We start from the raw sequence: 26,390 nt of genomic DNA, 5'->3' as shown, positions 1-26,390 counted from the left end.
CGAAGTGTCTTCGGCCACCGGCCAGGTCAACGAAGTCGCCCTGCGCGTGGTCGCGGCATCGAACTCGTCGATGTACAACTCTGATCAGCAAGCCTCGCGCACCAGCAGCGTGGCGGCGGCGATCAACCAGCTCGGCGCCGCCGCACAGGAAATCGCCCGCAACGCCGCACAAGCCTCGAATCAGGCCAGTGATGCGCGCGGCCTGGCTGAAGACGGCCAGCAAGTGGTGGATCGCAGCATCAAGGCGATGAATCAACTGTCGAGCATGCTCAGCGCGTCGAGCAGCAACATCGAGTCGCTGAACAGCAAAACCGTGAACATCGGGCAGATTCTCGAAGTGATCACCAGCATTTCCCAGCAAACCAACCTGCTGGCGCTCAACGCGGCGATTGAAGCGGCGAGGGCCGGTGAGGCCGGCCGTGGCTTTGCCGTGGTGGCGGATGAAGTGCGCAATCTGGCGCATCGCACCCAGGAATCGGCGCAACAGGTGCAGACCATGATCGAGGAACTGCAAGTCGGCGCCCGTGAATCGGTGAGCACCATGAGTGACAGCCAACGCCACAGTCAGGACAGCGTGGCGATCGCCAACCTCGCTGGCGAGCGCTTGAACAGCGTGACGCAGCGCATTGGCGAGATCGACGGGATGAACCAGTCGGTGGCCACCGCGACCGAGGAGCAGACCGCTGTTGTCGAGTCGATCAACGTTGATATCACCGAGATCAATACGCTGAACCAGGAAGGCGTGGAGAACTTGCAGGCGACGTTGCGGGCGTGTTCGGACCTGGAGCAGCAGGCTTCGCGGTTGAAGCAGTTGGTGGGTAGTTTCAGGATTTAAGATCAAAAGCCTACCCCCTCACCCCAGCCCTCTCCCCCAGGGGGGCGAGGGGGAAAGGGAGCCGATCTTCGTGCTGTTCAAAACCTGAGTTCGACTCACGCCTCTCAGGTCGATGTACTTTCAACATCCACCTCGGTCAGTCCCCTCTCCCTCCGGGAGAGGGTTAGGGTGAGGGGGCCGCGCAATCCCGACCGAACATCTATTGTTGATAAAGGTCAACCAAGGGAGAACCACGCAGCGGAGGGTTGATCACCTTGCATATCGCCGACATCACCATGTTCTACGCCCCGGCCAGCGGCGGCGTGCGCACTTATCTGGACGCCAAACACCGCCGGATGAGCGTCAAACCCGGCATTCGCCACAGTTTGTTGATCCCCGGCGCGCAGTTCAGCGAACACGACGGCGTTTACACGGTGCCCGCCCCTGCCCTGCCTTTCGGCAAAGGTTATCGATTCCCTCTGCGCCTCGCCCCCTGGCGCAACGTGCTACACGATTTGCAGCCCGAGCTGATCGAAGTCGGCGATCCCTACCTGACTGCCTGGGCCGCACTGGATGCGCGGCGGCAACTGGACGTGCCAGTGATTGGCTTTTACCACTCGGACCTGCCCCTGCTGGTCGGCAATCGCATGGGCCATTGGGTCATGCCGAATATCGAGGCGTACGTCAGCAGACTCTACGGCAACTTCGACCGGGTGCTAGCCCCCAGCCAAGTGATGGCCAACAAGCTCAGCTGCCTCGGCGTACGCAATGTGTTCGTGCAACCGCTGGGCGTCGATCTGCAGACCTTTCATCCCAGTGCCCGCGACCCGCAACTGCGCGCCGAACTGGGCATCGCCGAAGATGCCCGGCTGCTGATCTTTGCCGGGCGCGGCTCGAAAGAGAAAAACCTGCCGGTACTGCTCAAATGCATGCAACGCCTCGGCCCACGCTATCACTTGCTGCTGGTCGGTTCGTCGATGCCCGCCGCCGTGCCGGACAATGTCAGCGTGATCGACGAATTCTGCCCGGCGTCACGCGTGGCGCAGTTGATGGCCAGTGCAGATGCATTGCTGCATGCCGGCGATCAGGAAACCTTCGGTCTGGTGATCCTCGAAGCCATGGCCTGCGGGATTCCCGTGGTAGCGGTGGCCGCCGGGGCGTTTGAAGAGATCGTCACGCCGTCCTGCGGCCTGCTTTGCGCGCCAAACAATCCGCAGGCGATGGCCAATGCCGTGCGCGAATTATTCAGTCGCGGCTGTACAAAACTCGGCGCACAGGCGCGCCAGCATGTCGAAACCCACTATGCGTGGGACACGGTGGTCGACAGCCTGTTGGGTCACTATCACGCCGTGCTCGGGCATACGCTGCCCAAGGTTGCCAATGGCTGAGCCTATGAATCGCCGCGCCCTGTTGTTGGTGCTGCATGACGTGGCGCCGTCGACGTGGGCGGATTACCAACCCTTTGTCGAGGCCGTCGATGCATTGGGCAACGTGCCGATGACGTGGTTGCTCGTACCGAATTTTCACCGGCACAACGCCCTCGACGATCACCCGGCATTTTGTCGAATGCTCGATGCGCGCGTCGCCCGTGGCGATGAGTTGGCGTTGCATGGTTATTTCCACGATGACCGGGAACCCGGCCCGACGACACCGCGTGACTGGTTCATGCGCCGCGTTTACACCCATGAAGGCGAGTTCTACCGTTTATCCCGTGAAGCCGCCCTCGCCCGCCTGCGCGCCGGCATCGAGGTGTTCCAGCGCCACGACTGGCCGCTGCACGGTTTCGTTGCCCCCGCCTGGCTGATGAGTGAAGGCACCCGCCAGGCTCTGCGCGAATTACCGCTGCGCTACACCAGCGATCCGCAGCATCTTTATCGCTTGCCGGAGTTCAGCGCCATCAATGCGCCGGGTCTGGTCTGGAGCGCCCGCAGTGCCTGGCGCCGGGGCTTGTCGAAGATTGTCAGCGAGCAGCGTCAACAGCGTTGGCGCCAGGCGCCGGTGATTCGGCTAGGCTTGCACCCTGTGGACATGCGCCACGATTTTTCCCGTGATTACTGGCTGAACACCCTCGAACAACTACTGAGCGAAGGACGTGTACCGATGAGCAAAATCCACTGGCTCGCCCAACAGCGCGGTCAACTGGGAAACGCCGCATGAGTCGCGGCATTCTCTTGCTGATCGGCCTGCTCGCAGCGGTGCTGATCCCCGTTGTACTGGGGGGTGGCGAAACCTGGGCGCGGCTGCAAAGCTTCCCGTTGCACTGGTTGCTGATCATGTTCGGCATGATTCTGTTGTGCTGGGGCATCAATACCTTGCGCCTGCGCCTGTTGCTCGGTGATCAGCGCGAGCGCGTCACGCCGCTGCAAAGCCTTGGCGTGGTCATGGCCGCCGAGTTCGCCTACTGCGCGACGCCCGGCGGCAGCGGCGGGCCGTTGACGATCATGGCCCTGCTGGCCCGCTCCGGCGTGCGTCCGGCCCGCGGCAGCGCGGTGTTTGCCATGGATCAGCTCAGCGACTTGCTGTTCTTCCTCTGCGCCCTCAGCGCGATTCTGATTTATGCGTTGTTTCAGCACCTCAGTGATCGCCTCGAGTGGCTGCTGACCGTCAGTGCGATTTCGCTGTTCGGTGGCTTGTTCAGTTGTGTGCTGGTGGCGCGCTATCACCGCCGTTTGATTCGCCTGAGCGGTCGCCTGCTGGCAAGGCTGAACGTCAAGGCCAGCACCCGCCGCCGCTGGGCGCGCAAGTTGCTGCACTTTCTCGCGGCGTTTACCGATACATTGAAGTTGCCCTGGCAAACATTGAGCAAAGTATTCGCCCTGACCTGCGTGCATTGGTTGCTGCGTTACAGCGTGCTGTATCTGGCGTTGCGCGGCCTGGGCGCGGACTTGCAATGGGCATGGAGTTTTCTGGTGCAGATGCTGTCGCTGGGCGCTGGCCAGTTCAGCCTGCTGCCGGGCGGTGCGGGGGCGGCGGAGCTGACCTCGGCGGCACTGCTGGCGCCAATGGTGGGCAAATCCACCGCAGCGGCGGCGATTCTGATCTGGCGGGTGGTGACGTATTACTTCTATCTGTTGGTCGGTGGCCCGGTGTTTCTGTTGATGTTGGGCCGGCCGCTGTTGAAGAAGCTGATGAACGTCAGACAGGCTTCTTGACGTCGTCCTGCTCATGTTCTTTGAGTTGTTCCCACAACTCGGCAGCGCCGGGAAATTCGGTGCCATCCTCCGGGCTCATGTCCTCGGGATCGTATCGACTCAAACACCCCTCGCCCAATGTCGCCGGGGCTTTGGAAGTGGCTTTGTCCAGTGGATCACTCATGAAGGTTTCCTCGGGGGCTTGAATGAAAAAGGGTCTGAGCGATTGAACGCCCAGACCCTTGGTTTTTCAAGCCTGCGTGAGTTCGATCAGAACACCACAGTCTTGTTGCCGTGCACCAGCACGCGATCTTCGAGGTGATAACGCAGGCCGCGAGCCAGCACCATCTTCTCGACGTCACGGCCGAAACGCACCATGTCGTCGATGCTGTCGCTGTGGCTGACGCGCACCACGTCCTGCTCGATGATCGGACCGGCGTCCAACTCTTCAGTCACGTAGTGGCAAGTCGCACCAATCAGTTTCACGCCACGCAGGGACGCCTGATGGTACGGCTTGGCACCGACAAACGACGGCAGGAAGCTGTGGTGAATGTTGATCACCTTGTGCGCGTATTCGCGGCACAGTTCCGGCGGCAGGATCTGCATGTAACGCGCCAGCACCACGACTTCGGCGTCGTGCTGTTTGACCAGGCGCGACACTTCGGCGAAAGCCGGTTGCTTGTCCTGCGGGTTGACCGGGACATGGTAATAAGGAATGCCGTGCCACTCGACCATGCTGCGCAGATCGTCGTGGTTGGAAATCACGCAGGAGATTTCGCAATCCAGCTCGTCGCTGTGCCAGCGGTGCAGCAGATCAGCCAGGCAGTGCGATTCGCGGCTGGCCATCAGCACAACGCGCTTCTTCTGCTCGGTGTCGGTGATGCGCCAGTCCATCGAGAACTCTTCGGCGATCGGCGCAAACTTCTCGCGCAATACTTCAATACCGAAAGGCAGCGAATCGGCACGGATTTCGTGACGCATGAAGAACCAGCCATTCTGATTGTCCGAATGGTGGCTCGCTTCGGTGATCCAGCCGTTGTGGGACGCCAGAAAGTTACTGACTTTGGCAACGATGCCAACGCGGTCGGGGCAAGAGATCACCAGCCGAAAAGTGCGCATGAGGGGGAAACTCCAGAACTTCGCAAAGGCCGCCATTCTAGCGACTGCGCAGGAAAACTGCAGTATTGATGACCGTTACCCTGGCAGATGTTTCGGCATACGCCTTTTTGGGCGGGCCAATCGTCAGGGCAGCTGGCGCTCCGCTGCGGCGTCGATCAGACAACTGTGAATATCGGTGATGACTGCATCACACTATTTAACTGAACATTCAATCTGCCGCTAATTCTCGTAACTAATTTAAATAAAAAGTCCGGTTAAATGTTTACTTGATGAAACAGCCTGACTATTATTGCGCCACTGTCCCCTGCCATTCAGCACTCTACTAAGGTAGTAATCATGTCCTTGATCAACGAATATCGCGCCACCGAAGAAGCTATCAAAGAGCTGCAAGCCCGTTTGAAGAATCTGTCGCAAGACGACAAACTGCAAGCCGAGCTGGAATTCGAAGGCAAACTGCGCACCCTGATGGGCGAATACTCCAAATCCCTGCGTGACATCATCGCGCTGCTGGACCCGGAAGCAAAAACCAAAGCAGTTCGCGGCGGCGCGGTAAAAACTACCGGCACCAAGCGTGCTCGCAAAGTTAAACAATACAAAAACCCGCACAACGGCGAAGTCATCGAAACCAAAGGTGGCAACCACAAAACTCTGAAAGAGTGGAAAGCCAAGTGGGGCGGCGACGTGGTTGAAGGCTGGGCTACCCTGCTGGGCTAAGCCGCAACGTCTTCGCAGAGCGATCCGCGAAAAAACAACGCCAGCGAATGCTGGCGTTTTTTTATGCCCGGCATTTGACTGCCGGTAATGTTCGTTTTCAAAGATTCAAACGTTTGCGTAATGCCTCGACATAATTCTGCCATTCGATCAGCACATCTCTCTGCACCGGTGTCGCACTAAGCAGCCATTGCGCAGCGGCCTCTGTAAAAGATTGCAAGGTATTCGGAGCGCCCCATTCAGGTGCGGACAAACGCGCCTGAGAAAATAATCTCCAACGCTCTTGCTCTTCAGAATTCAACGTATCGGGAAAGTTGCGCGCTCGATATCGAAAGAGTAATTCGGGCAAACGTTCGTCATCGAACGGCCATTGCTCTTGCGCTAATTGGGCAGGATCAGCCGTTCTCACTTGCTCACATAGACGCCGGTCACGGTCGCCGATAAATCCGTCGTACAACTGTTGTTCCGGATCCTCGCTCGGGGTGAAATCTTCACTGGCATAAATCGCCGCAACTTTATCTTTCCAAACTTGTTGTGCGTCAGTTAGTCGCAGCGCCCTCGCCTGATAAAGCGCCAGGTCCAGACCCAATCGCTGTTGATCGTCCGGGCGCAATACCGCCAGCGGCGCAACCACCGGGCAACGATTGATGTGAATCAGCTTGAGTGGCACCGGCAATTGGCCCTCAGGCAAATCGTCGCGGCGCGTGTACAAGTGCTGACGCAGGGTTTGCGCGTCCAGGTCCAGCAAGCCCTGAGGGTCCAGATGCAAGTCGCAGACGATCAACGCATTGCGGTTTTTCGGGTGCCAGGCCAGTGGCAGGACCACACCGAGGTAACTGCGCGCCGCCGAGAAACGCCCGGAGATGTGCACCAATGGCTGCAACAGGCGAATCTGATCCATGACTTTCTGTTTGCTGCGCAGTTGAAACAGCCAGTCATACAGTTTCGGCTGTTTCTCGCGGATCAAACGCGCCAGCGCGATGGTTGCGCGCACATCGGACAAGGCTTCGTGGGCATGCCCATGGTCAATATTGTTGGCTGCGGTCAGGCGTTCGAGTTTGAGCGTAACCCGGCCCTCGTCATTGGTCGGCCAGACCAGGCCGTCGGGGCGCAGCGCGTAGGCAGCCCGCACCACATCGATCAGATCCCAGCGACTGTTGCCGCCCTGCCACTCACGGGCATAAGGATCAAAAAAATTGCGGTACAGGCTGTAACGCGTCATCTCATCGTCGAAACGCAAGGTGTTGTAACCGGCACCACAAGTGCCCGGTGCCGCCAGTTGTGCATGCACCCGGGTCATGAAATCGGCTTCGCTCAAGCCGTGCTCGGCGAGCTGGCTCGGCGTGATGCCGGTAATGGCGCACGCTGCCGGATGCGGCAGGATGTCTTCGCTGGGCTGGCAGTAGAGGTTGACCGGCGCATCGATTTCGTTGAGCGCGTGGTCGGTGCGGATCCCGGCCACCTGCAACGGGCGGTCGCTGCGGGGATTGATGCCAGTGGTTTCGTAGTCGTACCAGAAGATAGAAGTCACGGGCGGTTCCTGAACTGAAGATCGGCGAAGTCTAGGCGCTCAACCGCCGTCGCGGCCAGCCTTGAAACATTCAAATACCTCGTGTCACACGCGGTGCAATACATAGTTATGTCGTTTCACCCCGAGAGGCTGCTAGCATCGGACGCACTTGCACTCAGACAGGCGTACATCAGGTAGCCCATGCTCGAGCCCACAGCACCGCCAAGGAAAGCATCGCTGACCCCGCCGCTGGATACGCGGCATCAGGTCGAAACGCCGGAAGGCATCGACCTGCCGTTGCGGCCCGCCGGGCTGATGGTGCGGGCGGTGGCGTTCGCCATCGATCTGGGCATTCGCGGCGCGCTCCTGTCGGTGCTGTTCATCGCGCTGGCGTTTCTCGGCAAGCTCGGCATGGGCCTCGGCTCGCTGCTGCTGTTTGCGATCAGCTGGTGGTACATGGTGCTGTTCGAAGTGCTGCGTCAGGGCCGCTCGCCGGGCAAACAGTGGATGGGCCTGCGCGTGGTGCATGAGGACGGCACACCGGTCGGCTGGTCAGCCTCGTTGTTGCGCAATCTGCTGCGTTTCGTCGATCTGCTGCCGTTTGGCTACTTTCTGGGCGCGCTCAGTTGCCTGCAACATCCAACCTTCAAACGCCTTGGCGACATGGCTGCCGGCACGCTGGTGATCTACAGCGAACGCCCGCTGACTCGCCCGCAATTGCCAGAGGCCGAACCCCGTCGCTCGCCCGTCGCCCTGACACTCAGCGAACAACGCGCCGTGCTCGGTTTTGCGGAACGTCAGGCGCAGTTGACGCCGGCGCGGGTCAATGAACTGGCAGGCCTGCTGGCCCAGCCGCTACACATTAGCGCCCCCAAAGCGGTTACTGAACTCAACGGCATCGCCCGCGGCTTGTTGGGCCCGACATGAAGCAGAGCCTTTTCGAAAGTCGCCACAAGGCCGAATGGGAGCGGTTTACGCTAGCCCTCGAACGCCTCGAACACGGCAAGGACACCTCGCAAGTCGCCGGTTTCCCCAAAGCCTATCGCCGACTTTGCCAGCATCTGGCGTTGGCCCAGGAACGCGGTTACAGCAGTTTTCTGATCGACTCGCTGCAGCGTCAGGTATGGCGCGGGCATCAACAACTGTACCGGCATCGCAGTCGGCTCGGCGCCAACCTGCTGAGTTTCATCCTTGCCGATTTTCCGCGTCTGGTCCGCGCCGAATGGCCTTTTGTACTGGTCGCCGGCTTGCTGTTTTTCGGCAGTCTGATGGGCGTTGGCGTGTTGGTGTACGTGTTTCCGGAACTGGTCTACAACCTGCTCCCCGCCGATCAGGTGCGCGAAATGCAAGGCATGTACGATCCGGTCGCCGGCCACCTAGGGCGCACCGCCGAACGCGCGGCCAGTGAAGACTGGGTGATGTTCGGTTACTACGTGATGCACAACATCGGCATCGCCTTCCAGACCTTCGCCAGCGGTTTATTGATGGGCGTGGGCAGTGCGTTCTTTCTGGTCTACAACGGTCTGGTCATCGGTGCCGTCGCCGGGCACCTGAGCGAAATCGGCTTCGGCCAGACCTTCTGGTCCTTTGTCATCGCCCATGGCGCTTTCGAACTGACCGCGATTGCCCTCGCCGGCGCGGCGGGCCTGCAACTCGGCTGGGCCCTGATCGCACCGCGACGGTTGACCCGCGCCGAAGCGTTGAAACGCGCGGCACGCAAAAGCGTACTGCTGATCTGCGGGGTGATGTTGTTCCTGCTGATCGCGGCATTCATCGAAGCGTATTGGTCGTCGAAAACCAGCGTCGCCGCGCCCACCAAATACCTGGTGGGTGCCGGTCTGTGGGTGCTCGTCGCGAGCTATCTGTTGTTTGCCGGAAGGACACGCCATGCGCCTGAGTGACGCCATGGTGGTGATCCGGCCGCGCACGACGTGGGAAGCCATGGACCTGGGCGTGCTCATGAGCCAGCAGCATCGGCGCTTGTTGATGACCAGTTGGGCGATCGTCACCCTGCCGCTGTTTGCCGTGCTCAGCCTGTTGCTGTGGGATTCGCCGTCGTTGGCGGTGTTTATCTTCTGGTGGCTGAAACCGGCGTATGAACGCCTGCCGCTGTACATCCTCTCGAAAGCGCTGTTCGGGGAAACGCCGACACTCAAGCAAGCCTTGCGCGCATGGCCGCGCCTGCTCAAGCCACAACTGCTGGCCAGCCTGACGTGGCGCCGACTGAGCTTGAGCCGCAGCTTTCTGCTGCCGGTGATGCAACTCGAAGGCCTCGACGGCAGCGCGCGGCAACAACGCCTGCAAGTACTGTTGCAACGTAACGCCGGGGCCGCGCAATGGCTGACCATCATCGGCGTGCATCTGGAAACCGCACTGTGGATCGGCCTGATGGTGCTGTTCTATATGCTGCTGCCAGAGCAGATCGAAACCGATTGGGACTGGCAAACGCTGATCCTCGCCGCGGATCACGACTGGCGCTGGCTCGAACACCTGACCAACGCTTTTTATGCGCTGGTGCTGGTGGTGTGGGAGCCGATCTACGTCGCCTGCGGCTTCAGCCTTTATCTGAACCGGCGCACCCAACTGGAAGCCTGGGACATCGAACTGGTGTTCCGCCGCTTGCGCCAGCGCCTGAACAGCAGCGCTTTGGGTTTATTACTGGCGATCTGTCTGTTGCTGCCGAATCTGCCTTCGGCCTGGGCAGACGAACCCGACAGCAGCCCGGACGCCCCGCGCTTGTTGAATCAGCCGCTGACCAGTCAGGCCTCGCGTGACAGCATCAAGGCCTTGCTGGAACAGCCGCCGTTCAAGAACAAGGAAAGCGTCACGCGCTACCGTTTTGGCGAAGATCCGGCCGCTCCAGGCAAAGAAGAGCACAGCACGCAAGCGCCGCAATGGTTGAAAACCCTGCTGGGCTGGCTCAACGGCCAGCCGCTCAATGCCTTGGCCAAGGTGATCGAGGTGCTGTTGTGGGGTCTCGTCATCGCAGGGCTTGGCTGGCTGGTCTGGCGCTATCGCGAGTTTCTGCAGGCGTTCGTCAGTCGGCGTCCGAGATTGCCCGACAAGCAAAAACCAGCGCCACCACAGCAAGCCTTCGGTCTGGACTTGAGCCCTGAAACATTGCCCGAGGACATCGCTGCCAGTGCCGAGAGCCTCTGGCCCACCCAGCCACGCGCGGCGCTGAGCCTGCTGTATCGCGGCCTGCTCAGCCATCTGCTCAACGATTTTGACATGACCCTGAAACCTGCCGACACCGAAAATCAGGTGTTGGCCCACGTTGAGCGCTTGCAGCACCCTGAACTGGTGGCGTTCAGTCGCAGTCTGACCGCGCACTGGCAGAACATGGCTTACGGGCATCGCGCACCCTCAGCGCATCTGCAACGGGAGTTGTGCGACGGCTGGCGCGCCTTGTTCGGCCCCGGAGCGGCCCGTTGAGTCGCCGTACCATGGCGTGCGTCGGCGCCGTGCTCATCGTACTGCTGGGCACGTTGAGCGCTTATCTGTTCATCAAGGCCAGGCCTTATCAGGAAGTGGTCGATCACGGCCCTTCACCCGCGGCGCAGGCCAATCCCTATCTGGCAGCGGAGCTGTTTTTGCGCGAGCGCGGCCTGCGTGTCAGCCATGCCGAAAGCCTTGCCGTGCTGCCCGATATCGACCCACGCCGACACACGCTGCTGCTGTTCAACGACCGTTCCAGGATGACCCCGCGTCAGGTCGAGCAAGTATTGAACTGGACACGCGCCGGTGGCCGGCTGGTGTTTGTCGCCGAGTCGCTGTGGGATGAGCAGAGCAAGCAAAGCAACGACCTGTTGCTGGATCGGGTGCAATTGCATCAGTCCCTGAGCAAGGACCTCAAGGATCCGCCCGAGGATCTGGAGCAGGACCGCTTGCCGAAACTGACCAAACTGTATCTGGAAGACGAAGATGCACCGGCCTATGCCGGTTTCGACACGGACTTCCACCTCGACGACCCGAAGAACCTTGCGCAAGCCTGGGCCAACAGCGCCAAGGCGACGCACATGATGCAACTGGCACACGGCCTCGGCTCGATCACCGTGGTGACCGACGCCGACCTGTGGAAAAGCACCAGCATCGCTCAGTACGACAACGCCTGGTTGCTCTGGTACTTGAGCGCCGACACCGACGTCACGCTGATTTACAACACCGAGCACGACAGTCTGCTGACCTTGCTCTGGCGTTATTTTCCGCAAGCCATCGTCGCCCTGCTCGCCTTGCTTGGGCTGTGGTGGTGGCACGTCGGTGTACGCCACGGCCCGCTTCAGCTACCCGCAGCCACTGGACGTCGACAATTGCAGGAGCACCTGCGCGCCAGCAGCGACTTCGTGTTGCGCCACAACGGCCAGCAAACCTTGCTGCAAGCGCTGCAACAAGACGTGTTGCGCCGCGCCCGCCGCCGCTCTCCAGGCTTTGACCAACTGAACGTTGCCGAACAATGGCTGGCGTTGTCGCGCCTGACCCGACAACCCACCCGCGCCATCAGCCAGGCCTTGAGCCCGGTGCCGGACAAGCGCCTGTCCAGCGCCGAGTTCTGCCGCCGGGTCGCCCACCTGCAAACCTTGAGGAACACGCTATGACTGAACAGATCGAGCCAGGCAGCGCCAGCCACGCCGCCCAGCAGCGCCAGCGCGCCAGCCAGTTGGCGCAGGCGGTTCGCAGCGAATTGCAGAAAGCGTTGATCGGCCAGAATGCCGTGATCGATGACGTGCTGACCGCGCTGATTGCTGGCGGCCACGTCTTGCTCGAAGGCGTGCCCGGGCTGGGTAAAACCTTGCTGGTGCGCGCGCTGGCGCGTTGCTTCGGCGGTGAGTTCGCGCGCATTCAGTTCACTCCGGACCTGATGCCCAGCGATGTGACCGGCCACGCCGTGTATGACCTGCAAACCGAGCAGTTCAAGCTGCGCAAAGGGCCGTTGTTCACCAACCTGCTGCTGGCCGACGAGATCAACCGCGCCCCGGCGAAGACCCAGGCAGCGTTGCTCGAAGCCATGCAGGAACGCCAGGTCACGCTTGAAGGCCGGGCCCTGCCGATCGCGCAACCGTTCATGGTCCTGGCGACGCAAAACCCGATCGAACAGGAAGGCACGTATCCATTGCCGGAAGCCGAGCTCGACCGCTTCATGCTCAAGGTGCGCATGGACTATCCCGACGCCGACCAAGAGTTGAACATGGTGCGTCAGGTCAGCCGCTCGACCCGTGCCGACATGCTCGATGTGCAACCGTTGCGCACGGTGTTGCAGGCCAAGGATGTGCAAGCCTTGCAGCGCATTGCCAGTGACTTGCCGCTGGATGATCAGGTGCTCGATTACGCCGTCAGGCTGGCGCGCAGCACTCGCACCTGGCCGGGCCTGAACCTTGGCGCCGGGCCACGCGCCTCGATTGCGCTGGTGCGTTGCGCCCGCGCCAGAGCGTTGTTGCGCGGCGGTGAATTCGTGATTCCCGATGACATCAAGGGCTGCGCCCTGGCCGTGCTGCGTCACCGTGTGCGCCTCGCCCCGGAGCTGGATATCGAAGGCCTGCAAGTCGATCAGGTGTTGCAGCAATTGCTCGATCAAGTACCGGCGCCGCGCCTGTGAAACCCTCGCGCCTGCTGCTGGTCTGGCTGCTGACCCTGGTGGCCATCGGCATCGTGCTGGGCACCTTGCAAGCACTGCAGATCAACGTCCCGGCAAGCCTGTTGTCGATCAACTGGGGGTTGCTGCTGGCCTTGCTCGCACTGGCAACACTCGATGCATTGCGCCTCAGACGCCTGCCCGCACCGCGTATCAACCGGCAGATCCCCGGCAGCCTCGCCCTCGGTCGCTGGAGCGAAGTCCGTCTGGAGATCGCGCATGAATGTGCCGCGCCGTTGCAGGTTCAGGTGTTCGATCACGTCCCCGAGGGCTTGAGCTTCGAGCACTTGCCGCTGTCGGTCGAACTGCAACCGGGCCAGCGCAGCCTGATCAACTATCGCCTGCGCCCCCTCAAGCGTGGTCATTTCGCTTTCGAGCATTGCGAAATCAACCTGCCGAGCCCGCTGGGATTGTGGTCAGGCAAACGCCTGCTCGACGTTACCGACCACACCCGCGTCTACCCGGATTTTGCCCGACTCTATGGCGGTGAGCTGCTGGCGGTGGACAACTGGCTCAGCCAGCTCGGCGTGCGTCAGCGCCAACGCCGTGGCCAGGGTCTGGAGTTCCATCAACTGCGCGAATTTCGCGAAGGCGACAGCCTGCGCCAGATCGACTGGAAAGCCACCGCCCGCCAGCGCACACCGATTGCCCGCGAGTATCAGGACGAGCGCGATCAGCAAATCATCTTCATGCTCGATTGCGGCCGACGCATGCGCAGCCAGGACGATGAGTTGTCGCACTTCGACCATGCCCTCAATGCCTGCCTGTTGCTCAGTTACGTGGCCCTGCGCCAGGGCGATGCGGTGGGTTTGAGCACCTTCGCCAGTGAACGACCGCGCCATCTCGCGCCGGTCAAAGGCAATGGCCAGCTCAACGTCTTGCTCAACAGCGTCTACGACCTCGACAGCACGCAACGTCCCGCCGACTACCAGGCCGCGGTCAATCAACTGCTGCTTCGGCACAAGCGCCGGGCGCTGGTGATTCTTGTGACCAACCTGCGCGATGAAGACGATGATGAACTGCTGAACGCGGTCAAACGCCTGAGCACGCAACATCGCGTACTGGTGGCGAGCCTGCGCGAAGAAACGCTCGACTCGCTGCGCGAGGCCCCCGTGCAAACCTTGTCCGAGGCGATGACCTATTGCGGCACGGTGAGTTATTTGAATGAGCGAGCAGAACTCCATGAGCGCTTGAGTGCTCATGGGGTTCCGGTGGTGGATGTTCGGCCTGTGGAGCTTGGGGCTGAACTGGTGACGCGCTATTTGAGCTGGAAGAAGGCTGGCAGTTTTTGAGCCTAACCCGGCCACCTCACGACCAGATCCATCTCAGCGCTTACCTCCCCGTTCGTGTTGAACACTGTCGCCTTCAAAGGAAATGCCCCCGCTGCTGTGCCGGCCTTGTAGTCAAACTCGGCCCACCCCTGATCGTTACTCAACGAATGTCCGATCTCTGCGTAATTCAGCTTCCATTGCACCTCAATTCCTGTAAGGGGCATCTCGAGCCCACCTTGTCCTCGGGCAAAGACATAGACCCTGAGTTTCACTTCACTGTTGACCAATACCCTTTGCGGATCAGTGCGAATATCGCGTAGCGCAGCGATGGGCAAAAACTCCACGGTGATTGGAAATCGCTTCTCGCTCGACAGGCCGCGAGCCAATGAAGCAACCAGATCAAAATAACCAACCTGCTGTGGTCTGAACGTGCTGCGAGCAATACCCTCATTGTCGGCAGTGGCGTCGGGCAACGTTTGCCCGGCGAAGCTCCATTTGACCTGGATACCGGGCCATCCCGCACCATCAGCTAAGTTTTTCACGTGAGCCTGGGCATTAACCTCATAGCCCACATACGTCACTGACGTGTCGCACGTGAGCGATTCGATGGCCGCCATGGGTCCGCCATACAATAGAGATCTAACTTTCCAACCGGCGATCCCGCCCTTCACGATGGCTGACAGCACGCCATGTCCCAGTCCCGAAAAATCCGCAGCGAAACCGGCAATACCGTCTTCTCCCGTTAGCGAGGTTTGCATGAATTGGCCTTCGTACTCCCACAACACTTCCACACCCGCCAACGGCAACCCGGTCAGTGCAGACACCACTTTGGCATAGGCGTACGCCTGCGGCGTGTTGGTTGATGGCGGTGAGTCGAGCGCTTGATACAGCGCCTGTATTTCCCGTGGTTCATTCAGGTAAAACGACGATGAAACCGCATCCGAATGCAACGCATCGCCCACCCGCGCCGTCAGCTCAAACGCGCCAGGAGTCGTCGGCACGAACCTGATTTTCGCCACCCCGTAAAAGTTGGTGGTCGAGGTGACTGCACCAAGATCCGGACTCCACCACGTCACTGTCACACCCGCCATCGGCTTGCCGTTGATCACCGACACCACGGTGATCTGCTTCGCCACTGCGTCCTCCCAGAGCAGGGTTTGCATGACATGTTCGCCACTGACGATTTTCAGCGCTGGCGTACCTCGCCCCACCGACATCGCGTTGACAGGCGAAAGGCTCGCCAGCCGCTCGGCGGCGAAGCAAAAGCCAAAACCACCATCGCGCTGGTCGCCAACCTTAAAGGTGTAGGTCAATCCCTCTTCGCAGAAAAGCCTGGGCTCACCGAGCGGGGGTTCACTAAAGTCGATGGCCAGCTCCGTTGGCCCGACCCCACCCGTCATCCCGAGCGCCAGACTTTTACCAAACAAAGCGCTATTGGCGGCGGCGGTCACCGTGAGCTGGTGCGGAGCATTACGCCGCGGGAAAAAAGTTCTTTCAGCCCATGGCTGTGCTGGCTGATTGTCAAAACTGACCTGCAAGCCGGCCCACGGATCCTCTGCAAGGGCAACGACTGCTATCGAGTTCTGGTCTTCATAATCGTCGTAGAAGTTCTCCACCAACGCGGTGACGTCATACTTGTCAGGTTCTTCCGGCGCAAAGGCATAACCGCTCCAGCCTTCGTCATCGGTGGGCACGGTCTCGCCATTCATGTGAGCCCACCATTTCACCGGTACCTGGCCCACGGGCCGGCCAGTGAAGTGTGAGATGACTTGTACCCACAAGTGCGCCGGTAGCTGATTGACGACCGGGTCCACCGCCGATCCACGCATGACCTGAATTCTGACTTTGTTATGGTGCAATACCATCGGTTTGGCGATGGCGGAAAAATTCAGTTCAGGTAACTCCAACGTCAACGCGAACCGGCCGATGCGCTCACTGGCAGCAAAATCCAGCGCCCACACAGCACCACCATCGCTCAAGATCTGTGGATCGTGCAGTAGCGGACGAACTTTTGCCTCCAGATCCTCAGGCGAATCTCCCTGCCAGCTCAGCGTGGCCCGCAGCCCCACCAATGGGCTTAACGTGTTGGGCAAGACCTTGAAGCGGTGCGTGGCACCCAGACAGGGATAAAGCGCTTGCTCATTCATCTGTATCTGAATCTGATCGAGCAACAGGCTCACTTCTTTATTCAAATCCACAGACAGCAAACGCCCCGGCAACGCGCGAACATCGCCCAGACCGTCCAGGCGCAACTCCAGATCAAACAGACTGCTGATGCCCTGGGCTGTCACCGTCAGTGTCCATTGCACCCCCTCCTTCACCAACGGTTTCCCTATTCCCATATCGGAAGGCCGCAGCCCGATATTCGGGGCCTGATCATGGCGCCAGTGCAGGCTGACGTGCCTGTCGAGCCACTGACTGTCAGTGCGGGGTCTGACGCTCAAGGTGTGTGACCGCCCTGGGCGGCACACCACGCCCAGCGAATTGAACTCGACGGGCACGTCGTCCACGAGGATCTCGATTTGTTGCTTCCAGGGGCTGGTTTCGATCGCGTGAACGTCGAACACTTGCGTGACCGGCACAGCCTCGGAATGCGCTTTGATGTGGGCCGTGACTTGCAGGTTCCCCGCCGCTTTCGGCGCATAGAGCAAACTCGCCCAGCCATCGGCACCGGACCGAGCCATTATCAGACCTTCGGGCGTTTGCCAGTCGACCAACGCATTGCTGACCGGCACTTCCTCAGGGCCTGTCGTGTCATGCAGCACCTGTAGCCGCAGTAGCACGCTTTCCTGCTCATCGACCACCGGGGATTTATTGGCCTCACGGACGTCACCCACCTTGACCTTGTTGCGCGCCAACGACATCGGTTTACCCGGCGAAGGCCGTAACAGTTTCGAGCAAACCAACGACAGGTCGAATTCGCCGTCGAGTTCATCCTCACAGGTCAACGCCCAGACGACGTCCCGAGCGTCGACGGGCACCGCACTTTCAAGCGCCGGGGCGACCTCGACGCCCAACTGCGCATGGCTGTCACCAGCCCAGTACAAGGACAACTCCGTTGCGAGCAAGGGACTGGCAGCCGGCAGACGTACCTTCAGCTCATATTCGCTGCCGCGGTTCGGATAGCCTTTCGCAACCCAGGGTGTCTCGTTACCGTCAACCACGGCGCACAGATCCAGCCACGGATCGGCGTCCAATACACGCACCTCGAACTGTTCAGTGATCACAGCCGTGGCGTAGTAGCGGCTTTCGACCGTCGCCTCAATGACAAACGCACCCGCCTCCTCTGGCGAAAAATCGTAGTAAGCCCAGCCCTCTTGATTGGTCACAGCCGCGCTTTTTACCCCGTGCCCCGCCATCGCCCAGTTGACCGTCAGCCCTGCCAGTACCTGCCCGGTATAGAAGGACGCCACGCGCACGCCCAATTGAACGCTCTGCTTATCGTCCATCACCGGGTAATAAGCGGCGTCGAGCCTGTCGCGAAACGTCAGACGATGGTGCCCCAGTGACACGGGAATGGCGCAAGGGGCGGAGGCGTAGCGGTTAAGCAGGTTCAGCGTCAATGGATACTCATCGGCCTCGCCGACCACCGGACATTCGAGCAGCCAGTGTTCTGTCAGCAACTGTTCGGCGTCCTTGCCCGGGGTAACAATGATCGCTTCCTGTGGATTGCCATCAAGGGTCAACGACGCCTCGGTGCCGTCCCAGGCATTGCCCGCCTGCGGCCTGAACATCAACCTGTGCGACCGGGAATCCGTGGCCCCCAGACAGAGGTACAACGTCCTGTCCGGCGCCAGGGATTGTTCATCCAGTTGCACGGTTTGCAGGGTCAACGGATCCAGATGCAACTGGACGTTGAGCCGGGTAATACGAACTTTTGAGTAATCATCGGCGGGGTCGTTTTTCGGGCTGCGAATTTCGAAGCGAAGCGTGTCCGCGGCCTCGACCGATAATTCCAGTTCCTGCTCGTAGGGCTTAGGCTCGAAGGCCAGCGGCTGGCCGGCCGCCAATCGCGCCAGATCGTCTTGCACACGACGCGCAGGATCGGGTCTGAGCTCGATCGCCAACAACTCCTGCGCACCGTTGAAGATACGCAGCCAACCCGACTCGACGTGTCTGGTTTCGCAGAGAAAACTCAGTGTGTAACGGGCGTTGTCAGCAGGCGTCTTGGGGACCTCGATCTCCTGGCTGACCCCACTCTCATGACTGAGATCCAGAATGTTGATACAGACACCTTCATACCTCTCCCCGAAAACGCCGATCGAGAGGCCGTTCTTTTTCCACTCACTGGTTCCTTCCGTGAAATCGCCGTTGCGCAGCAGATTGCGGTTCGCTTGAATGACTGGCTCACTCATGATTGCCCGCTCCTTTGCCCTTGATGGTTAGCGCAGTGTTTTCAAATTCGGTCACCAGATCTTCGACCTTGCGGGTAAAGGTCGACTCACCCACCTTGGCGGTAAAGCGGATGCGCACGATGACGTCAGTCATTGATTGCAGCATGTCCGCCTGGGGTTGTTTCAACGGCCGCGGAAAATTCAATTGCCACTTCGAAACCGCCCCCGTGTTTTCAAAGCTGTTGAGCAAACCTTCGTCAGGCTTCATCGCGGTCAAACCGTTGTCGGCAATCCCTGCCGACAGGACAATTTGCTGGCCACTGCGCAAATTGATCAGCACATCCCCCGGCGCCTGGCTGTCCTGATGGTGTAAATACCTCACCGACTGCGTGGTGGGGCGGGTCGCGGTTTTGCTTTCGATTTGCAGCAAAGTAGCCCGCACGTCCTCAAATGGCCCGGTCAACATCGGCAGGTCGATTTCCACCGAGCTGATTTGCCGGCAGTAGTGTCCCGGATGATCACGATCGAACAGCAACTGGGTCAGCTGGAATTCCAGGGTGCCGGTTGTTTGCAGTTGTTGCAGTGCAGCAGCCCAACTGCTGATGCCGATCTGGCTCTCCACCGGGTCATCGAACAACTTGCGCAGGGACACGGTTTTCACCAGTTCCTGCCGCCGCTCGTAGCGCTGCAGATACTCACGTTCCATGCGCAGCAAATGCCCACGCAAATGCTCGCCGGCGGTCAGACCATGACGTTGATCGAGCCACGCCTGAGGCAAGGGGATCTGGGTGTCGTAATCACCGGTTTCGGCACTCATCGAAGACTGTGCGCTGAGGCACAGACTGACCGCCGCGTCGTACGCCTGATAGTGCAAGGCCTTGAGCTGGCCGAGCATCCAGCCGAACAACTCGGCATTGCTCGCGCGCTTTTTCAGGAAGTTGTAAACCGTCAATGCCTGAGCGTTGGCCCGCAGGGTTTGCGCAAGACTGGTGCGAGCCGCGCCGACCGCATGGCCTTGCGCCTCGATCTGCGCATTGATCGCATCGACCTCGGCCAACGCCTGATCACGTTGCAGCGCCCATTCACTGCGGCGGCGTCGATAGCTTTCGGTAGTGGCCTGACTGTCGGCCTCCGATTGCGCCATGGATGAGGCTATTTCCAGACCAAAAACCAGCGCTTCGATGGCATTCTCAGGCTTCATGCCACCATTGGCCGTGCCGTAGATTTTCGGCAACGCCGCAATCAGCGCTGCGGTGGGTTTGAGCACTTTGGCGTTCAGGGCAAGGTATTTCGACAGTTTCAGGTTCGCCATGACCTCATATTCAACCGGCGAAATGTTCTCGTCGTAGCGCCGGGCGTAGGCATCGGCGCGCTGCTGCGCCACTAGCCGACTCTGCTGCAGGGCGGTGACAGTCGCTTCCAGCTGAGCGATCGATTGCTCCTGCACACTCTGGGCATAAGTGCCCAGTTCCAGCAGGTGCGTTTGCTGCAATTCCTCTTGCTCGGCGCGATCCCGGCGCTCGAGCAGATTGAGGACCTGGCTGCCAAACTCCTGTAATGCCTGCACTGCTCGCAGGGCGACTTCGAACGTTACACGCCAGCGGAACGCGTTAACCACCAGCCGCCCACCCATCGGCCTTGGCCCGCCGACACCCCCCGCCGCCAGATCGCGCAGCAACTGATTGGGATCCGTGGGTGGACTGAACAAGCTGATATCCAGGGGTTTGCCATCCAGGGTCAGGTTGTGGCGCAGGGTATACAAGCGCTGTTCGGGCAAGGCAAACAAGTCCAGCAGTGGCTGATTGATCGGCGCCTTGAAGGGCTCATTGGCCAACAATCCGAGCGTCGCCGTGGATTCGGAACCGGCGGCGATATCCGCCAGGCTGAACGCCAGGGTTTGTTCGAACTGTTCCAGCGCAGGGCGCGTAGAGCTCCTCACCAGCAGGCTTGCCACGGTTGCGGTTTGCCAACCGTTGACCGTGCGCGCCAGCGGTGGCTTGCCCATCAGAAAGTCGGCTTGCACGTAACACAGCTTGGCCGCTACCAGGCTGTCACGCGTCAGTTGCCGGTAATACCAGTCGCCCCAGCTCAACAGGTTTTTCACGTACTCGCAGAACATCAGAATCCTGAAGTGCACCGGCGCCGCGTAACCGATGGCATCCGGATCGGCCGGAGCCAGTGCTTCGCAGCCGGCATTGCCGGCGTTATTGGCCAGCGGTCGGCAGCGCCAATAGTCCACTTTCGGCGCCGCCCTCCCAGGCTCGGCAATGGCTTGCGGATCGAATACGTAATGCGCCCATTTCTGCGCATCGGCGAAACGCTCTTCATCACGCAGGCGAGTGAAGACCAGATGCGGCAAATGGAAAAACAGCTCCCAGAAAAATAATCCGTTGGCGCCATCGAAAGCGCCGTTTGGCTCCTTGACGGTCTGCAGGGTTGGCGGTGGTTCAGCAATGAATTGAGTGTCCCAGTCCAGTACCGCATCGACGGAAATATTCGAGCGCTGGACCAGTTCGGGACCGAACAGTGAATTCAGCCGGGTGTATTTGAGGTAGGTGCCCGGCAATTCGAAGGACAGAAACTGCGCCGCATCGACGCTGTTTTTCACCAGCGTGGGCGGAGTGAAATCCGCTAGATCCTTGATCGTCAGTTTGAATGTTTTGCCGCCATATCCTGCAGCGGAGGTCAATAACGTGAATGTCGTGTCGAGCGGCCAGTGACCTTTTTCACGCCTGAACGTATAGGACCGGGTTACCCAATCACCCGCTGGCGGAAACTGTTCAATGACAGGCGTCGGGTCATCGCCACTGGCATTCACCAGGGACAATGTAAAAGGAATCGAAATGCCAGGTAACCCCGTCGGTCGGCACAAACCATTGACGGTGAGTACATCTTCACCACCTACCCGCTGGGCCGCGGCCCGCAGATCCAGGTAGTCCGACATGCTGCCGTTCTCTACGCCTTCGGCGGTCATCGTTAATTGTGTGCCGAAGGAATGCTGGACCGTCTCCGGCGTGGCGAACCGCTCGCGGGCGGTATCGAGCCAGCCACCGGCGTCTGTCGTATCCACACGCATCAGCACGTCGTAAATCCTGTACACCTTCAGCAGAGCTTGTTTAGTCGGACCTTCATTTTTACCGCCTGAGATCCGCACTCCCAACTTGCCCTTGGGGGAAAACGAATCGTTCCACACGGTTGCAATCAGCCGAAAATTCTCGGCATGGCTGATGTCTGCCTCTGCGTCATACACACTCAACGGCGCTGACCATTGACCGTTTTGCTTCATGAACGCCAGGCTGACACTGAGTTTGTCGGGAATGACAGCCTCCCCGGTTTTACCCTCCACCTTGTCACGCCACTCAGCCCAGACCAGACACAGCCGACCGTTCCAGAACACCGGGCGCATATCCAGCACGCGATGGGCGGGCTGAATATCCACGGCCTGCCATTCACCCCAGGCCGCCGGGTTGACTGCCTCGCAGGTGGGCGTGAGTTCGATCTCGGCCTTGCGCCAGAAATACTGAAAGGGCTGCACGCGTTGCCGGCCGACAAAATAATAATCGGCTCGCGCGGGTGAGACGCCGTCCATGTAGCAACTGATGACGTCGAGATCGCAGGTCTGCTCGAACGTTTGCAGATAGTTCTGCAATGCCGCCTGCACCGAGTCCGTGGTCAGGCGCGCCTGATTGAGGTCGTTTTCGAGATCCCTGAACAGGCTGCTCTTGCGCTGGCGCACGAACGGATTGATGTAGTTTTCCGGGTAGAGCCGGATCAGTTGCACGGCCGCCCAATCGGGATAGTTGTTGTAGAGTTCCCATTGCGCGAGATCGCTGGCAGGGAACTGCTGTTCTTCAAAATCCGGTTCAAGCCTGCGGTATACCGCGTGAATGAATTGCTGCGCACAACTGCTCGCTTCCGCCACTCGGGAGCTTTGCACCGCGAAGGTGTCCAGCGGATCCATGCGCAGCAGTTCGAACAGGTCAGCCGGTATTTTCACAAAGTCGTAAACGGCCTGACTGGTTTGTCCGATGCAGTATTCAAGCAGCGCGGAACGCCGTTTTTCCAGCAGACCGCCAATGTCATTCAATGCCATGATCCGTGCTCCCTGGGAAAATTACGCAATAAACGTGGGTCGGGGGAATATTTCATTGCGGTGTCCCTCCACCCTCGAACGTAATGGCATCGAACAACAGACTTCTTCCGGCACGCTCGCAGTTAACCCTGAACCTGAATGTGCCACCCGTAGTGCTGGAAACAAACGCCCGCGCCAGCCCTTCCTGATTGGTCAGCGCTCGCGTTGGGCGAATCAGTGCACTTTCGTTTGCCTGACCACCTTCAAACGTCCATTCCACCCATTCATTTTTCCCAAGGTTGTTGTATCTATCCTTGAGCGTCACATGGAGTTCGACGTCCTCACCTCTCGCCACGTCTCCCAATGGCAACGGTGACGTCAGCCGCGTTACAAACTCCAGAGTCGCCAAATCGCACGTGAGATTGATCGCAGGAGCGTTCTGGGGCTCAAACAAATCCAGCCAGTACACAGGCGTGTCTACCCCCATTTCCATACCGGGGGTGTACCTGGCGGTGAAAGTCCCACCGGGCTGGGTATCGCCCGACTGAATCTGCCCGAGGCTGGCGCGAAAATGCACGGTGACGCCGCTCAACGGGGCCCCGCCGGCATCTGTGACGGTGACCGTAAAGGTGGCGTGGTCGGTGGATCCGGCGACAATTTCGGTTTTATCCACGATGCAAGTCGTGGTTACCAATTGCCGCAGATCGGCTGGCAGCTGGACGATCGGCGCACGTGGGCTGGACTCACTGAGCAACGCCAGTTCAGCGGCCTTGGCGTAGTCCGGCTTGAACACCCGCTCGGGCAAATGGCCGATCAGGAAAATCGTCAGCGCATCCATGCCCGTATCCAGCGACAGTTCACGCACGCGCATCAGCAGTGCCAGTTGGGTCAGGTCTTTGAGCAGCGGTGCCGCTGCGTCCATGCGCTCCACGCACTCACGTACCTCCTGTACGCTCCAGCCGAAAAACTCGGCCAGTCTGATGGCTGATGCCTGTTGCACCAGCCGGTTCGCGTGTAGTCCCTGTGGTTTGGCAAAATTGACCGCGCGCAGGTAGTCGAGCAGTTTCTGCGCCGGTTGCGTGCTCATGCCAAATGCGCGAGTCAGCGTTGTCAGGTGATAAAGCGTTTGCATCGACAATGCGTATTTGTCGCCCTGTTCCATCCAGGCGTCATAACCGTAATCCAGATACTCCTGCAATAGCGCGGCACTTAAACCCAACGTCGACACGACCTCGCTGCGGCGCCGTACCTCGGCCAGCAGAGCAAGCAAGGGATCTGGCTCGGCGTCGCCTCTGCGAGCGGATTGGTCAGCGCTCGAATCGCCCCGTGCATTCACCGCCTGCAACAACCGGTAAACCGTCGTATTGGCCCAATTCAGCACGGGAATTGCCTGTTCCACCTCGACCCCGGCATAGACGGCCAGCGTTTGCTTGACCAGCGACGCTTGGGCATCTCTGGCTTCCAGAAGCACGCCGAGCAGAGTGTCAACCATGACCGTGCGCGTTTGCTCATCGCGCAGGCCAAGCGCATTATCGACCGCCCACTCGAGCCTTTTACGGACATCGATCAAGTACTGCTCCGGCGTCACGACGGGCGCCAGCACCAGTCCGTCGGCATCGACCACAGCGGCCATTGCGTCGGCCTCGGCGGTCAGGAAGTCCAGCCAGCTGGCCGCACCGGCAGGCGGTAAACCGGCCATCAACACCCCCGCGTTGGAGAACTGTGCCGTTGGCAGCAGATTGCGTATTTGATCGAACAACTGGCGATCCTGCTCGCTGGCTTCGCGGGCAGGTGGCGGGGCTGACACGTGTTGCAGCATCCACAACACCGGCAGCTCGTTTTGCTCGCACCACTGCACGCACGCCAATAGCGTGTCGATAATCTGCAGCACATCCGGCTCGCTGCTTTCGCCAGCGTCGATAGCCGGACATCCCGCCAGGGCTTGCAGCCATTCCCCCCCCTCACTCAACTGCAACAGCATCAGCACACCCTCAACCGGCGTGAGGTTGAGCAACCTTGGCAACCTGACCAGTCGATAAAAACTGGAAATGATTGGCAGATTGCGCCTGAACGTGCCAGTGACACCGTGCGCGCTGGCCACTTGCACTGCCAGGTACTGATAGGTCTGGATGTCGATCCCCAGGCCATTGCACAACTGGTTGATCGTCAGGTCGACCACACCCGGTTCAGGCATCACCGGAAACGGCCCGTTATCCAGTCGCAGTGGCTCGCGATAACCGCCCTGGCTGTTGAATATCTGGTCGAACTGCGACAACGCCTCGCCGCGCCCGTAAATGCCCAACTCATCGAGGAACACCGCAAAGTCTGCGGCCGAACAGTTGTAGCGCTCGCGCAAGGTCTGAAACAGTCCGAGCGCATGCACACCGTTATCGGTTATCCACCAATCGCCTGCTGGCAAACCGCCGCGCTCTTCAGCCTTGATCGCTGCAACCAGCAAGGCGTCTACCTGGTCACTGGGCAATGCCAGCCAGTTGCACAGGCGCACCATCCGGTTCATTCGGTCGAAGCTGGCAAGCCCGTCCTCATCATTGGGCGACACTGACAGACGATGCAGAAATGCGGGGCCTTCGCCGTGGTTAATGATGTGTATGCCAGGGTGATCATGCGCGTTGAGGTAAACCGAGCCGGCGTGCGCGCTTTCCGCTTGCGCGGGAGCGACTGACGGATAATCCACATTGGCTGAACGCACCGGTGCGAACTCGTGGATCGACAGCAAACGTTCAATCGCTGGCGCATCGAGTTTGGTGTGATCAGCGAAGTACTGCACCTGATTCAAGTTGCTCGCCGCCACATCTATTGCACCGTAGTTATCCCGATAAAAATCTTCGAGGCTCTCGAATTCTGCGGCATCCTCTGTCAACAATTCGCGCTGATACGGCCCCAGTCGTGAAGCATGCGCCAACGCACGCCCGGCGTTTTCCTTCCAGTCAGCCGTTGCCATAAAGTAGGGGTAGCCCTTATCCACCCTGCGGGCAAAATCCCCCACGGACAGCGCGTTCAGTTGCGCGACACCGTCGAGCGTGACCCAGTGTTGATAGTAAGGCAGGCCATTGGGATAACGGGCTTGGATCAATGCGTCCTCGATCGAGGCGTTTGCAGCCAATCCGCGCGTTGGCTCATGAGCGGCAATAAAGGACTCGAGCACCGAGACAATGATCTCCACCGAAGACACCGACTGGTACACCGCATTGAAATCGACCGACAACGCCAGCAGATCCTGGCGCCGGATATGCAGTTCGAACTTATCCGGCTGCGGCTCCAGCCCCCGGCGATAAGGTTCGATCCGGTCACGGATCCAGCGCAACAGGTCTATCAGGTAGGCCACGGGTGAAGCGAGCGACTCCAAGGCCTGCGGCAAACACATACTGTCGAATCGGGTAGAGAACATGTCCTCATACCGGGGACCACGAACCATCGACAACAGCCCTTGGGACGGTGTCTGGCCAGCGTTGCCGCCGTGCAGTTCGCGCTCGATGAACTGACGGCTCAAATAAGTGGCCATGCTGTTGGCACGGTACAAAAACCGTTGCGCCTGCTCGACACTTACCCCGTACTCCCGGACCATCCCTTGCACGCCTTTTTCCACCAGAGGAAAAATCGAACCGCCGCCTTCCAGGTACGCTTTGAGGCTTTGCAGACCTTCGTGCCGGGCGTTTGTCTCTTCAGCAAACAACTGTGTGTAAAGCTGCAAGCCGGGACGGCGTGGTTCAGGCATGATCAAATTCCTCAAGGCGACACCGGGAGTACGCAGCAAGGAGACGTCAACCGGCTGCGTATT

The 26,390-nt window shown here is 59.9% G+C and carries 17 protein-coding genes; 11 read left to right on the top strand and 6 right to left on the bottom strand.

Annotated features, from left to right (window positions below; translation table 11 throughout):
* The first annotated feature begins 70 nt into the window (after window positions 1-70).
* From WA225_RS10255 to WA225_RS10240, 4 genes are all read left to right on the top strand, one after another.
* On the top strand, window positions 71-835 hold the full coding sequence (locus WA225_RS10255; protein WP_422608210.1) for a methyl-accepting chemotaxis protein: 765 nt from the start codon (window positions 71-73) through the stop codon (window positions 833-835).
* A 254-nt stretch (window positions 836-1,089) separates the two neighbouring features.
* The gene (locus WA225_RS10250; protein ID WP_422608209.1) at window positions 1,090-2,202 is read left to right on the top strand and encodes a glycosyltransferase family 4 protein; all 1,113 of its coding nucleotides are present in this window, start codon (window positions 1,090-1,092) and stop codon (window positions 2,200-2,202) included.
* Window positions 2,195-2,971, top strand: a complete 777-nt coding sequence (locus WA225_RS10245) for a DUF2334 domain-containing protein (RefSeq protein WP_422607849.1) — start codon at window positions 2,195-2,197, stop codon at window positions 2,969-2,971. Before WA225_RS10250 ends, WA225_RS10245 begins: the two co-directional genes overlap by 8 nt.
* Window positions 2,968-3,966: a lysylphosphatidylglycerol synthase transmembrane domain-containing protein gene (locus tag WA225_RS10240; protein ID WP_422607848.1), complete on the top strand. Its 999-nt coding sequence runs from the start codon at window positions 2,968-2,970 to the stop codon at window positions 3,964-3,966. Before WA225_RS10245 ends, WA225_RS10240 begins: the two co-directional genes overlap by 4 nt.
* Here WA225_RS10240 and WA225_RS10235 read toward each other — a convergent pair.
* Together WA225_RS10235 and purU are read right to left on the bottom strand one after the other, a co-directional pair.
* Window positions 3,950-4,129, bottom strand: a complete 180-nt coding sequence (locus WA225_RS10235; RefSeq protein ID WP_422607847.1) for a hypothetical protein — start codon at window positions 4,127-4,129, stop codon at window positions 3,950-3,952. The two genes, WA225_RS10240 and WA225_RS10235, sit on opposite strands and share 17 nt — an antisense overlap.
* Before the next feature lie 86 nt (window positions 4,130-4,215).
* The gene (purU, locus tag WA225_RS10230) at window positions 4,216-5,064 is read right to left on the bottom strand and encodes a formyltetrahydrofolate deformylase (protein ID WP_064119088.1); all 849 of its coding nucleotides are present in this window, start codon (window positions 5,062-5,064) and stop codon (window positions 4,216-4,218) included.
* A gap of 336 nt (window positions 5,065-5,400) precedes the next feature.
* Here purU and mvaT point away from each other — a divergent pair, with 336 nt between their 5' ends.
* Window positions 5,401-5,778, top strand: a complete 378-nt coding sequence (gene mvaT, locus WA225_RS10225; protein WP_007912775.1) for a histone-like nucleoid-structuring protein MvaT — start codon at window positions 5,401-5,403, stop codon at window positions 5,776-5,778.
* Between the two features lie 97 nt (window positions 5,779-5,875).
* Here the strand turns inward: mvaT and sbcB are convergent, their stop codons facing one another.
* Window positions 5,876-7,306 (bottom strand): exodeoxyribonuclease I, encoded by a 1,431-nt coding sequence (sbcB, locus tag WA225_RS10220; protein WP_422607846.1) that lies wholly within the window; start codon window positions 7,304-7,306, stop codon window positions 5,876-5,878.
* Between the two features lie 180 nt (window positions 7,307-7,486).
* Here sbcB and WA225_RS10215 point away from each other — a divergent pair, with 180 nt between their 5' ends.
* Genes WA225_RS10215 through WA225_RS10190 form a run of 6 tightly spaced genes read left to right on the top strand, consistent with a single transcriptional unit; the run spans window position 7,487 to window position 14,206 of the window.
* Window positions 7,487-8,212 carry an RDD family protein gene (locus WA225_RS10215; RefSeq protein WP_422607845.1) on the top strand — a complete coding sequence of 242 codons (726 nt, stop codon included), beginning with the start codon at window positions 7,487-7,489 and terminating at the stop codon, window positions 8,210-8,212.
* A complete protein-coding gene (locus WA225_RS10210; RefSeq protein ID WP_422607844.1) occupies window positions 8,209-9,186 on the top strand; it encodes a stage II sporulation protein M in 978 nt (325 codons plus the stop codon). Before WA225_RS10215 ends, WA225_RS10210 begins: the two co-directional genes overlap by 4 nt.
* Entirely contained in the window at window positions 9,173-10,720 is a 1,548-nt protein-coding gene (locus WA225_RS10205; protein WP_422607843.1) for a DUF4129 domain-containing protein, read from the top strand. The genes WA225_RS10210 and WA225_RS10205 overlap by 14 nt, the downstream gene beginning before the upstream one ends.
* An 11-nt stretch (window positions 10,721-10,731) precedes the next feature.
* Window positions 10,732-11,880 (top strand): DUF4350 domain-containing protein, encoded by a 1,149-nt coding sequence (locus WA225_RS10200; RefSeq protein WP_422608208.1) that lies wholly within the window; start codon window positions 10,732-10,734, stop codon window positions 11,878-11,880.
* Window positions 11,877-12,878, top strand: coding sequence for an AAA family ATPase (locus tag WA225_RS10195; protein WP_422607842.1), 1,002 nt, complete (start codon window positions 11,877-11,879; stop codon window positions 12,876-12,878). The genes WA225_RS10200 and WA225_RS10195 overlap by 4 nt, the downstream gene beginning before the upstream one ends.
* Window positions 12,875-14,206, top strand: coding sequence for a DUF58 domain-containing protein (locus WA225_RS10190; RefSeq protein ID WP_422607841.1), 1,332 nt, complete (start codon window positions 12,875-12,877; stop codon window positions 14,204-14,206). Before WA225_RS10195 ends, WA225_RS10190 begins: the two co-directional genes overlap by 4 nt.
* 2 nt (window positions 14,207-14,208) lie before the next feature.
* Here WA225_RS10190 and WA225_RS10185 read toward each other — a convergent pair whose 3' ends face one another.
* The 3 genes from WA225_RS10185 to WA225_RS10175 are packed head-to-tail and all read right to left on the bottom strand — an operon-like array spanning window position 14,209 to window position 26,327.
* On the bottom strand, window positions 14,209-18,540 hold the full coding sequence (locus WA225_RS10185) for a hypothetical protein (RefSeq protein WP_422607840.1): 4,332 nt from the start codon (window positions 18,538-18,540) through the stop codon (window positions 14,209-14,211).
* Complete coding sequence (locus WA225_RS10180; protein WP_422607839.1) at window positions 18,533-22,612, bottom strand: neuraminidase-like domain-containing protein; 4,080 nt, start codon at window positions 22,610-22,612, stop codon at window positions 18,533-18,535. Before WA225_RS10180 ends, WA225_RS10185 begins: the two co-directional genes overlap by 8 nt.
* Window positions 22,613-22,664: 52 nt before the next feature.
* A complete protein-coding gene (locus WA225_RS10175; protein WP_422607838.1) occupies window positions 22,665-26,327 on the bottom strand; it encodes a Tc toxin subunit A in 3,663 nt (1,220 codons plus the stop codon).
* Between the last annotated feature and the right edge of the window lie 63 nt (window positions 26,328-26,390).

The sequence above is a fragment of the Pseudomonas sp. genome (assembly GCF_049300855.1).
Taxonomy (GTDB): Bacteria; Pseudomonadota; Gammaproteobacteria; order Pseudomonadales; family Pseudomonadaceae; genus Aquipseudomonas.
The sequence above is the reverse complement of the archived record's forward strand: the minus strand, read 5'-3'. Positions and strand labels throughout refer to the sequence as shown.